Origin of the sequence: Alteromonas naphthalenivorans (assembly GCF_000213655.1) — a bacterium.
Classification (GTDB): Bacteria; Pseudomonadota; Gammaproteobacteria; order Enterobacterales; family Alteromonadaceae; genus Alteromonas; species Alteromonas naphthalenivorans.
The window spans coordinates 3,204,935-3,216,986 of the sequence record NC_015554.1 but is presented as its reverse complement, the minus strand read 5'-3'; the positions used below and the strand labels follow the sequence as shown (position 1 = coordinate 3,216,986).

General features: G+C 43.1%; 10 protein-coding genes. 5 read left to right on the top strand and 5 right to left on the bottom strand.

All coding sequences use genetic code 11. From position 1 onward, the window contains the following. Positions 1–85 precede the first annotated feature (85 nt). Entirely contained in the window at positions 86–736 is a 651-nt protein-coding gene (locus AMBT_RS14025) for a sulfotransferase family 2 domain-containing protein (protein ID WP_013785289.1), read from the bottom strand. Positions 737–1,023: 287 nt separating this feature from the next. On the opposite strand from AMBT_RS14025, the gene AMBT_RS14020 reads away from it, so the two are divergent. The 3 genes from AMBT_RS14020 to AMBT_RS14010 all read left to right on the top strand — a co-directional run bounded on the left by AMBT_RS14020 (position 1,024) and on the right by AMBT_RS14010 (position 4,970). Continuing rightward, the gene (locus tag AMBT_RS14020) at positions 1,024–2,046 is read left to right on the top strand and encodes a glucosamine kinase nucleotide-binding domain-containing protein (RefSeq protein WP_013785288.1); all 1,023 of its coding nucleotides are present in this window, start codon (positions 1,024–1,026) and stop codon (positions 2,044–2,046) included. After that, positions 2,046–3,167, top strand: coding sequence for an N-acetylglucosamine-6-phosphate deacetylase (gene nagA / locus AMBT_RS14015; RefSeq protein ID WP_013785287.1), 1,122 nt, complete (start codon positions 2,046–2,048; stop codon positions 3,165–3,167). Before AMBT_RS14020 ends, nagA begins: the two co-directional genes overlap by 1 nt. Before the next feature lie 99 nt (positions 3,168–3,266). Further along, complete coding sequence (locus tag AMBT_RS14010) at positions 3,267–4,970, top strand: patatin-like phospholipase family protein (RefSeq protein WP_013785286.1); 1,704 nt, start codon at positions 3,267–3,269, stop codon at positions 4,968–4,970. A 101-nt stretch (positions 4,971–5,071) separates the two neighbouring features. On the opposite strand, the gene AMBT_RS14005 is transcribed toward AMBT_RS14010, so the two are convergent. The 4 genes from AMBT_RS14005 to AMBT_RS13990 all read right to left on the bottom strand — a co-directional run bounded on the left by AMBT_RS14005 (position 5,072) and on the right by AMBT_RS13990 (position 10,029). Next, positions 5,072–6,664, bottom strand: coding sequence for an ABC-F family ATPase (locus AMBT_RS14005; RefSeq protein ID WP_013785285.1), 1,593 nt, complete (start codon positions 6,662–6,664; stop codon positions 5,072–5,074). Between the two features lie 396 nt (positions 6,665–7,060). Then, positions 7,061–7,573 (bottom strand): hypothetical protein, encoded by a 513-nt coding sequence (locus tag AMBT_RS14000; RefSeq protein ID WP_013785284.1) that lies wholly within the window; start codon positions 7,571–7,573, stop codon positions 7,061–7,063. Positions 7,574–7,624: 51 nt separating this feature from the next. Beyond that, complete coding sequence (locus tag AMBT_RS13995; protein ID WP_013785283.1) at positions 7,625–8,398, bottom strand: PRC-barrel domain-containing protein; 774 nt, start codon at positions 8,396–8,398, stop codon at positions 7,625–7,627. Positions 8,399–8,907: 509 nt separating this feature from the next. Next, on the bottom strand, positions 8,908–10,029 hold the full coding sequence (locus AMBT_RS13990; RefSeq protein WP_013782999.1) for an ISAs1 family transposase: 1,122 nt from the start codon (positions 10,027–10,029) through the stop codon (positions 8,908–8,910). A 335-nt stretch (positions 10,030–10,364) separates the two neighbouring features. Between AMBT_RS13990 and AMBT_RS13985 the strand changes: the two genes are divergently transcribed. After that, positions 10,365–10,832 carry a hypothetical protein gene (locus tag AMBT_RS13985; protein ID WP_041452580.1) on the top strand — a complete coding sequence of 156 codons (468 nt, stop codon included), beginning with the start codon at positions 10,365–10,367 and terminating at the stop codon, positions 10,830–10,832. A 108-nt stretch (positions 10,833–10,940) separates the two neighbouring features. Continuing rightward, positions 10,941–12,044, top strand: coding sequence for a hypothetical protein (locus AMBT_RS13980; RefSeq protein WP_041452579.1), 1,104 nt, complete (start codon positions 10,941–10,943; stop codon positions 12,042–12,044). The last annotated feature ends 8 nt before the right edge of the window (positions 12,045–12,052 follow it).

Sequence of the window (12,052 nt, the reverse complement as noted above, 5' to 3'; positions counted from 1 at the left end):
GAACTGGTTTATTGAACTGGCTTAGTCAAGTAATACAATGGTGTTTCACATTGGGCTTATACATCTTTAAGCATTTTCGCTAACATCAAAAGCGGTAACCCAACAATTGAATGTCTTTTGCGAAGTGGTTATCCACTAAGCGCTTCAGTTCGTCCGTGTAATACGCTTGATAGCTGCCTCTATCTGTCGCTTTACGTTTATGGGGAAGTGTTGACGGGGGAATAGACAAGTGCGAACAGATAGCATCAAAATCTTCCTGTAAATTTTCGTAGTGACCAATAAAATCAGTCAGCAAATTTCCATGTAAATCCACAAGGTAATCGCTTTGCAATTGCAGTGATGTGTCTATGTGGTATTGATATGGACGCTCAGGGTTGAATTTCCATCGCATAAAGCGCTCGAAGGTATCATGACCTTCCATCACCTGAGGTCGTTCGCGTTTAATGTGATGATAGAAGCTTACCTGCAAGTCCCAGGGGTTTCTCACCACCGAAAACTTGTACAACCCATTAAAGTATTCTTCGGGGAGCATTTCTTTTGCCGCAATAATGCGAGAATGCCGGGGAAAGCGGCTACCAATCTTATGCCCACAAAACTGACTCATTTTATTACTGATAAACTGTGCTACGGCATAGCGGTGTCCCCAGCGGTACTGTGACAGCGCCTCACGAATACTTGTACCACCAGTTTTAGCAATGTGTACAAAGAGAAACTGTTTACTATGGGAAAGTAACACCGGATAGGTTCCTTGTTGAAGCTGATTTTAGGTATCAATACAGTGTGGCGGTCAATTGTGACAATCATATGGATATTTGAGTCATACCTAGTAGTGAATAAACGCTACTAAGTGATGAAAATGGATGGCTTTTGCTTTTTGTTGGTTGAGAGTAAAGCTATGATAAAATACCGTTAAATGAAGCTTCAACAAGTTAAATGCGGCGCAGAATATTCGCCATGCAAATGGCTTCAATCAGTACACCCTAGTACCACTGATGACAGCACAAAAATGGAAATTAAGAGTAAATGGTAGAGCAGAGTTATTATATTGGTGTGGATGGCGGCGGTACTCACTGCAGAGTGCAGTTAGAGGATGAGCACGGTAACGTATTAAGCTACGCCGACGCTGGTTCTGCCAATATTATGACCAATGCTGCTGCCGCAATGCAGTCAATTATCGATGCTAGTGAAAAAGCGATTAGCGCAATAAAGCCCATTAGCGCAGTAGATAAGTCAATTAGCGAAGTAGATAAGCCCATTAGCGCAATAGATAAGCCCAGTAGCGCGACAAATAAACCTACCAACCCAGCAATCAAGCTCAATCAAATACACCTTGCCGCAGGGCTTGCTGGTGCAAATATTCCCAGCGCATTAAATCAGTTTTTAAGTTTACACCACCCCTTCAAAAGCGTAACCGTCATCAGTGATTTACATGCCGCCTGCCTTGGCGCTCATAACGGCTATGCCGGTGCATTAATTATTTGCGGCACTGGATCGGCGGCTACAGTTTTTACTGGCACTGGCACCAGTACTAATTCGCACAATTTTAAAGACAAGGGCGGTTACGGGCTTCCAATTAGCGACAATGCTAGTGGCGGTTGGTTAGGCCTTGAGGCGGTTAAACACAGCTTGTTGGTGTTTGATGAACTTATTCCTCATAGTCTCTTGTTTGCATCTATTTGCGATAATTTAGCCGTATCAAACCCACAACAGTTGGTCACAAAAGTGGCGGGGTTTAAAGGAAGAGAGTTTGGTGCATTGGCCCCCAGTGTGGTGGCAGCCTATAAAAAAGGTTGCGCCGCAGCCGGGGCACTTATTCAACAAGGGGCTAGCTACCTCAACGATGTTGGTCAAACACTTACCTGCAAGGCACCTAGTGAAAAAACATTCACCAATAATCAGGATTTGCCCCTTTGCTTAGTCGGTGGGCTAAGTCATGTGTATCAGCCGTTATTAAGTGCTGATCTTCAAACTAGGCTTATTGAACCCAAATCGTCACCTCAAGCAGCGGTTATTCAATACGCAAAACAACAGGTAGCACTGGCTTAATGCAAACAATTACCTCAGACAAAGTACTGACACCCGCAGGCATTCAGTTTAATAAAACCCTATGTATAGAACAGGGCGTGATCCAACGCATTCAAGATGCCACAAAGGAAGAGCTTGCAGAAAAGTACGCAGGTACGCTTATTCCTGGGTATATAGACACACAGGTAAATGGTGGCGGGGGGATACTGTTTAATCATACGCCCACGTACGATGCACTAAAAACCATGGCGAATGCGCATTTGCAGTTCGGCACTACCAGTATGTTGCCTACACTCATTACCGATAATGTGACCACTATGGCTAACGCCGCCGATGCGGTAAGTGAAGCCATTGCCAATAATCATCCAAATATTGAAGGTATTCATTATGAGGGGCCTTTTTTAAGTACTGCGAAAAAAGGCGTGCATGAAGAAAGCTTTATTCGTACGCCACATGATAGTGAGCTGGCGACCTTGTGCAGAAAGGATATTGGCAAGGTACTGTTAACGGTGGCCCCTGAAAGTGTGAGCCCCAGTTTTATTAAAGAAATGGTGGCAGAAGGGGTAGTGGTTGCATTAGGGCACACCAATGCTAGCTTTGAACAAGTAAGCGATGCACTTAACGCTGGGGCGAGTGGTTTCACCCATTTGTATAATGCAATGTCAGCGTTTACCTCTCGGGCGCCAGGTGCTGTGGGCGCAGCATTGTTGTTTGATAGTGCGTATTGTGGGTTAATTGTGGATCACCATCACGTACACCCTAAAAGTGCTGAGTTGGCCATAAAGGTTAAAGGTAAAGAAAAGATAATGTTGGTGACCGATGCCATGGCGCATGTGGGGAGCAACCTAGACACGCTGGCTTTTTTCAAGACAGAAATTAAGCGCAGTGGCAGTAAACTCACCACCCCTGATGGCACATTGGCCGGTTCATGCTTAGATATGCATGGGGCTGTGGCAAATACTTGTCATGATTTAGGCGTAAGCTTAACCCAAGCAAGCGCAATGGCAAGTAGTACGCCTGCAACCTTCATGGGAATGCAGCATAAACTAGGCAGTCTCGCAGCAGGGCAGTATGCTAATGTGTTATTAGTGGATGATAATATAAAGTTAGCCAATATTTGGGTAAAAGGAAGGCTTCAATAACCCAAGCTTCAAGCGTATATTACCCTAAAGTGCTGTGGATCAGCGTTCTGAGACTGCCTTCTCGGTGATTCAAAAATATTGAATTTTCTGGAGCGTAACATGACCTACCGCGTTGCAATTGCCATATCAGGCGCCGTTTCTTTGGGCTCTTATGAAGCGGGTACGCTTTATGAAATTATTAAAGCGCTAAAAGAACATAACGAAAACCCTGCCAACCCAAAAATTGAAATAGATGTGCTTACTGGCGCTAGTGCTGGTGGCATGACCGCCGCAATGATAGCGCAGAAACTCTTATATGATGGCGACGCCTTATCGGGCGAAAATACCAATGTGGGTTACGAAGCATGGGTGAAGTCGGTTGATATAAACGGGTTATTAACGCCTTTACCCGGCGACAATGCCAAAAACTCACTGCTCTCGAATGGCTTTGTAAAAACCATTGCTGATAAGCTGATTAATAGCCGGTACGTAGAATCATCAGTACCTAACTCTCCACCAGCACAAGCAGAAACACCGCTAGTTCAAACGCCCCACATTGCCAGCGCTACCTCTATCAGGTTAGGGCTGGCCATGTCTAACCTCAATGGCGTCGATTATGAAGTAGATACGTTTGCTTATTTAACGGAAACCTTGGGGCAAGGAAAGTTCACCCAAACGCGCCATCAAGACCGGTATACCGCTACGCTGGACAACACAACCGATAACCAGGCTATTTGGAACGAGATTAGTTCCGCGGCACGAGGATGTGGTGCCTTCCCAGTAGCGTTCTCGCCGGTGTCACTCTCCCGAAGTTGGCTACATGGCGATTACAGCGGTCGAGGCGCTGTAAAATTTGAAGACAGTACCTTTAGCTTTATGGATGGTGGGGCGTTTAATAATTACCCTTTAGGTATGGCTGTATCATTGGCTGAACAAAATGATACAAACTATACCGATTATGAAAACCGCTTTTACTTTTACATTTCACCCAACCCTAGGGAGAGTGCTGCCAATCCAGAATTTGATGCAACCACAGCATCCTTTGCACAAAGTGCCAAGCAAATGCTCAATAGCGTGTACCTTCAAAGCGGGTTTCAAGAGTGGCTACTGCAAGAGCAAGGCAACGAAAAGGTGCTTAGGCTAGATCATCAAGCCGACATCTTACGTGAAAAATTGTACAGCGCTACCAGCGATGAGGTGTTCGCTGAGCAAGCCATTATAGATTCAATGATCGCCGTGGTATATGGCGGAAATACGCTTGAATATGCCGCCGATATTGCCCGGCTCGCTACTCAATATCGTGTTGATGTTGCAGAAAAACCACTTCCACCAAGCCACTTTAAACTATGGATAGACACAATCGCGGTGCTAGAACATGCCGCGGAGTTGGGCCCAACCAATTTAAAAACCATCTATACTATTACCGCCAAAAAAGACGAGCTTAGTGGTGAGTTGCTAGGCGCATTTTTAGGCTTTTTTGATGAACGCTTTCGCCAATATGATTACGAACGGGGAAGGTTAAATGCCATGCTGACCATTAATGGTATTTTAGATAAGCAGCGCGATGAAGGAGTAATTCAAAAGCAATTACCACTGAACATTGAAAAACGTGATTATCACAGTATTCAGCAGTTTTTGGATTCATCGCGTTTAAATCATGCGTCTATGGCTGATGTGAAATACGAAAATAGAGAGCTGGCGTACAAGCGAGTTAAAGCACGCTTTTTTGCATTTACAAAAGACGCCGGTATAGCAAGTATTGCCCGTTTTTTCGCATGGAATTTTATTGTTAGAAAAACGGTAAAAAAGGTGTTGGTATTATAGTATTTAAAGCCTCCCATATTAAAAAGCCCCCCATACTAAAAAAGCCCAGCAAGGTAATTTACCATGCTGGGCTTTAGCAATAACATTGACTACTTTAAAGGCTACTTGCCTTCGCTATGCGCCAAGAATTCTTCGTAGTTACCTTCAAAGTGGTTAAGCTTGTTATCTTTAATTTCAATAATCTGGGTGGCCAGTGATGACACAAACTCGCGGTCGTGGCTTACAAATATAACCGTGCCGTCGAATTTATAAAGGCCATTGTTCAGCGCTTCAATAGATTCCATATCTAAGTGGTTAGTAGGTTCGTCCATCACCAATACGTTGATGTCTTGTAGCATCAGCTTACCGAATAACAAGCGGTTCTTCTCACCACCAGAACACACAGCTACTTTCTTGTTAAAGTCGTCTGAACTAAACAATAGGCGGCCTAACATGCCACGAACTTGCAAGTCGTCATGCTTAGGCAAGCGCCACTGGCTCATCCAATCAAACAAGCTTAAATCGCAATCGAAGTCTTTGGTGCTATCTTGTGGAATATAACCAATAGCGGCATTTTCAGCCCATTTTATCGTACCGTGCTCAGGTGATAATTCATCAACTAAACATTTTAAGAGGGTGGTTTTACCCGCGCCGTTTTCACCAATGATAGCAAGGCGAGAGCCTGCTTCTAACAATAAGTTAGCGTTGTTAAATAACGGAAGATCAGGGTAGCCATGACCTACATCTTCTAGCGTAATGGCTAAGCGGTGCAGTTTCTTGTGTTGTTCAAACACAATATAGGGCTTGCGGCGGCTAGAAGCTTTAACTTCAGCTAGCTCAATTTTTTCCAAGCGCTTAGCACGAGAGGTAGCCTGCTTCGCTTTAGAGGCGTTAGCAGAGAAACGCGCTACGAAGCCTTGAAGTTCTTCAATTTCAGCAGATTTCTTTGCGTTCTCGTTAAGTAACTGCTCTTGAACCAACATTGACGCTTCAATGAACGCATCATAGTTGCCTGGATAAACGCGTAATTCACCGTAATCGATATCAGCCATGTGAGTACATACTGAGTTTAAGAAGTGGCGGTCATGCGAGATAATTAGCATGGTGGATTTACGTTTATTTAGCTCATCGGCTAACCACGTAATGGTGTAAATATCCAAGTTGTTGGTAGGTTCGTCGAGAAGCAAAATGTCTGGGTCGGCAAACAAAGCTTGTGCCAATAAAACACGTACTTTTTTACCTGGCGCCACTTCTTTCATTAAACCAAAATGGTAGTGTTCTTCAATACCTGCTGCGTTCAAGATGTCGCCAGCGCGGGCTTCTGCGGTGTAGCCATCCATTTCAGCAAATTGGGTTTCTAAGTCGGCAACGCGCATACCGTCTTCTTCACTCATATCTAGCTTGCTGTATATTTCGTCACGCTCTTTTTTGACTTCCCACAACTCACGGTCGCCCATGATCACGGCATCAACCACGCTGAATTCTTCAAACGCGAATTGATCCTGACTTAAGATACCTAATTTGGTACCCGGCGCCATAGACACGTTACCGGCACTTGGCGTTAACTTACCGCTCAAAATTTTCATGAAGGTAGACTTGCCGCAACCGTTCGCGCCGATAAGGCCATAGCGGTTGCCGTTACCAAATTTGGCAGAGATATTTTCAAACAAGGGTGCAGAACCAAACTGCATGGTGATATTGGCGGTGGTAATCAAAACAGGTATCCAGCGGGTAAATCAGAAGAAAAGATAGCTTGGTAGTTAACGCAAAAAAATGCGTTTTGTACGAGTAAGCTTTGGGCGCGCACTATAAGGAATTACGGCCGCTGTGTCGAGGAAATTTTGAGCTATTGGCCGTATCTTCACAAATTTGTAGTGAATCAATAAGCAATTAAAGCGGGACGCAACAGAGATATCAATGGCTCGTGCCCTTATAATCTTTTGGGAGTAGGTTGCGTGTATTGTCGGTGCTGCGAATATTTAGAAAAATTGCTACGGCGTATGTCTTAGCGAAAAGGGGGTAATATGACTTACCCCTAACGCTAAGAATGCTAAGAATGTATTTTAGCCAAAAATAAACTCAAACTAAAACGCATGTGGACTCACTTTGTATTAGTTGTCGTCAACATCCACATAAATGTCTTCACGTTCAACATCAACCGTGGGTTCAGGTTGTTTTACCGCTACTTCGGGGTCATCCTGTCTAACATCAACCGCTGGTTTACCTGTTTTCACATTTACTTTAGGCTTTGCCTGCGAAACCGTAACTTCCGGTTCTGGCTGTTGAATAGAGATATCAGGATCGTTTGTGGTAATCGATACCTCAGGTTTAGGTTGTGTCACCGTAATTTGAGCCGGTTTTTGATTGATGGTAACTATTGCAGGTTTCTGAACCACAGAAACCTTATCGCCCTTTCGCTCAGTAGCTTGAGGTTGGCTGTCTGACATATAAGCTTGTAGCTCATCTCTGTCTAATTCGCCGTTTTTGTTCACATCGTACTGTTCGATTACGGCATCATAGTTTGTCTTTTGCTTTTCAACAGAAGCCATCTCTTGAGCAAAAATAGCCGGTGACGTAGTTAGTGCCGTAAGTGCTAGTGCAGTGTTTAATTTATTGAATTTCATGATATATATCCTCTTAAGCTGTAAAAAATTGTCGTCAAATAAGCTGCTAAATTATTCACCGCTTAAAAAGTCTTCAATGGTTTGGCCCTTTTGCTGAATAGAAACAAACTGGCTGTCTGAATATTCAGGCAACTGTTCTACCTTCTTTTCAGAACTCCATACAATTTCATCATTCTCCAAAGATACTTCACTTAATGGCAACACACTTTTGCGAGAACCTACGCCCATTACACCGCCACTTTCTATTACAAGTGCAAGTTCATCACTTCGATTGCTTTTAACGACTTGGTCAATGGAAGCAAGTTCTTCACCGTTAGGTGCCATCACATCTTTGTCTTCTAGCTCTTGAACGGTTAAATGCTTCACATATGCGGCGTCGCTATCTCTTCGAATATCACCATTTTCATCCCGTCTAACGATATTGATATCAGGCTCACTTTTTTCGATGATTATTTCTGGCTCAGCTTGGTTTACGGTCACCTGAGGTTCCGCTGTTTCTACATTAATTTGCGGCTCTGCCTGAACGACTTCAACTTCAGGCTGTTGCTGTTGAATTCTAATTTCAGGATCTTGATATTCTACATCGACCTTCGCTTGACCAACGGCAACATCAACTTCTGGATCCTTTTGTTTTACGTCTACAGATGGCGCTGGTTGTGTAACTTCAACATCAGTCTTACCCTTCACAACCTCTATTTCGGAATTTGTAGCCTCATTATATTCCTGAGCAGACACGGAGAAGGCGCTACTACCTAGGGTTAACGCAATAACACTGGCGATTACAGTAGGCTTTGAAAAAATTGACTGTCTATTTCGATTGTTCATTAGATTGTTCCTTCTGATGTTAAATTTAACTACCTTTAAAATCTTGTCTACATCGTTATGACAAATTTGATAAAGCAACCTAGCAGTAGCAACTAGCATACCTAGTGAAATGCAACACCAATTACTTGGCTCTTTTCTTATCTTAAAATCAGAGTTAAGTTATTTTTTTACAAAGCTTTTGTAAATATGTAACTTTTTAAATAAGGTGTTTTTGACTTTTTAATGGCGTTGAAGTTTATTTTTATTCTTAACTTTTATTATATTTAATTTGTAAATTATTTGCAGCGAGTTGAAATATAATCACGCTAATTATTATTTTATTTAAAATGCGATTTTTGGTTCTTATTGGTTTGTATAAAAGATATTTAGAGTGGCCGTGATGTTGTCAAAAAAAGAAGCGGAATAGGGTGATTTATATAAGCTAGCTATATTGGTTTAAATTTGCGGAATTATTACAGTAAAGAAATGTAAACTTTTCATAAAGGCCAGGGCAACCGCATGAGTGCTCACTAATTAATCATGCCACTAAAACCCGCAGTTAGCACAGCTTCCAGATAGCTGGCTTTCATCCAAGCCCGTTTTTGCTTGGCGGGTATGCTGCCTTTTGATGACTCTGCCCGCAACATGTTTAGCGCTAAATGGCGTAGCATCGACCAGTTTTCGGCACCGTGATTCTGGTGTATCTGGCAGTCGTCTTCACCCATGCTGACATCCAGTACCCAATGCAAGCTGTTCTCTACAGCCCAGTGAGAACGTACTGCTTCGGCTAGTTGCTTCTCACTTAATGGTGCGGAGCTGATATGGTAGCGATATGTCAGTTCAGGTGCTTTGCCTTGTTGTTGGCGGAAGCTCATGCTCATGCCAAGCGTCTTTAACTCAGGCCATTGCGGGAACGCTTTGCTCACGTCATCAGCACTTAACACATGGTATGTCCGGGCTTCTATGCGACCCCGCTTTTGCTCGAAGGTTAAGCCACCAAGTGGTGCTTCCCGTGTCTCAGTAAACGCATCCTCGACTGCTTTACAGAGCTTGCCCTGATTGCTTTTGAGTGTGAACAGGTAATCACCACCTTGCTCGACTATTTGCTCTGCGATGCTGGTCTGGCAGCCCATAGCATCAATTGATACCAAGGTGTCCTGAACATCAAGTAACTGAATAAGCTCAGGGATCGCTGTAATTTCGTTCGACTTCTCTGAGGTTTTAACCTGACCTAAAACGACTTTATTGGTGCAGGCAAACGCGTTGACCATGTGTATCGTTGATTGGCGGTCACCGCGCTGGTAGGAGCTTCGCAGCGTTTTACCGTCAATCGCAATCAATTGTCCTTCGGTGCTTTCATGTACAGCCTGCATCCAGTTGATAAAGCAAACTCTAAACTGCTCTGGGTCGATACGCGAAATGGTACGGGCAATAGTGTCATCAACGGGGACGCCATCGCGCAAGTAACCATGTTGTTGGAACCAGCCAATATGACCGTCGGCATAGTCCCGGATATCGCTCCACCCTTCGGCTCCAGCGACGACACCACACAAGGTGATAAACAAAATATCCTCAAGTGGATAGGTCACTTTTGCTGATTGACGCGTGTCAGATAATTCCCCAAAGTGGGTGGTGAAGGCTTCGATATACATGGTTTTACTCCCCAAAAAGAGAGTATAAGATCACGACTAAACCGGATCGTCAAACTGATCGTTTAGTTTCCGCCAACTGGTCAATAAATATTCACGATCTCACCCTGTCATAAAGGCCATCTTTAATTCATACTCGGTCATATTTTTTCCAGCTTGCTCACTTTCACCTTCTATCGTTAAAACGCCAATACAAAGGCGTTAGACAATAGCTTACAGACTAGTTTAGGGAAGTTTTAAGGCTCTTAGCCGCTCTGGTATTGAATTTGCTGACTAATGAAAGGACAACATTGCATTTTCTTTCACTAGATCTTCTCTCATTGGAATAAGGATTCACCATGCGCAAAATCTGTTTGTTACTTCTCACCTCTGTACTCTCAGTGTTACCTGGGTTAGCGACAGCTCAAACTATCGTTGCAAGCTCTCCTACATCACTTTCTGGTCACTTTTTTGTAAGCGTTATTGCTGGCGTTGTTATTGCGGTGGGGATCCAGTTTCTACTAAGCAATTTAGCCATCGCTTCAGGTATTAGTGCGATAGGCGATGTTCAGGACACCAGCGATAGCAGTAGCGCTAGCGACTCGTCTTATTCAACGAAAAAGGCAGGCCAAAAGCTTTCAGCAGCGTTAGGTATTTTTACTATCGTAACTATGTCGATTTCGCTTTTCATCGCCACTTACCTTGCTATTGAATTAAGCTTAGTAAGTACAGTACTAAATGGCGCAATTCTAGGCGTAGTGGTATGGGCGCTATTTTTTATAACGGCAGTTGTTGTAGATATCAAACTAACCACTGCAGTGTGTTGAAACCTTTTAAGTTTTCTTCGTAAAGGTATAGCCGGAGCCAGTGATACCGTTATCAGTGGATTTGCGAAAAGCGACCAAGCTAAGGCGCAAAGCTTCGCTAAGGAAACCGTGAAAGCTATTCACGAAGAGGTAAGAAGTGAATTTAATACGTCAGATTTTGATAAAAAGGTAAAGCAATACATAGACAGAGCAACACAATCTCAATTCTCAGCTAAAGACTTACGCAAAGAAATGGAAAAGCTGATTAATGAAATTGAAGTGGAAGAAAAGTTAGAGATGAATGACTCTAATACGCTTCGTAAGCTCATTTTAGATATTGCTAGTAATAGACCTTCTTTGGATGAAGACCAAAAGAAAAAAGTTGCTTCAACATACGATGATATTAAAGGTGCTATTAGTAATAACAGTTCTAATCAAGATAGAGCAACCGAAGCGTTTGATAAACTTTCACCGGGTGATGAAGAAAAAGGGCGCCAATATCGCGCTAAGTTTTCATCATATTTAGATGAATCTGATCAAGAAGAAATTACCCCTGAGAAACTTCAGGAAGATATGAATGCTATTTTTGATAACCCCAAAAATGCGCAGCGCATCATTTCAAACAGAGCATCTAAATTAGATAGAAATACATTAAAAGCGCTTATTGAAAGCCACCCTAAAATGGACTCATCAAAAACTGAAAAGCTACTAAGTACTTACGACAAAGTAGTGGCTAAATTTCAAAGTAATGAAGATTCATACGAAGAACAGGTTGATAATCTTCCTGCTAAGCGTAGCCAGTTAGAGCAGCGTATTCAAAAGTGGTTTGATAGCTTAGATAGACCTGAACTTGCGTATCGCAATTTGAAATCTGACTTCATGGATATGCTGGACAATCCAACTGATGCGCCAGAAATCGCACTTAGCAGAATGAAGAAGATGGATGAGAGATCGCTTCGCGCATTGTTGACCAACAATGACCGCTTATCGAATGAAGACATTGACGAGTATATTGCTAAGTACAATGAGGCACGCGAAGAGCTGATTACTAAGTTGGAATCGATGAAAGATGAAATCGATAGCCGTGTAACACAAATGAAGGACATGGCATTGCGTGAAACGGAAGCGGTAAGAGCAACTGCAGCATCGGCAGCGTGGTGGTTATTTGCAAGTGCGTTAATTTCACTTGCATCTGCAACAGTAGCAGGCGCTATTGCAACGAACCTCATCTAATAAGTCAC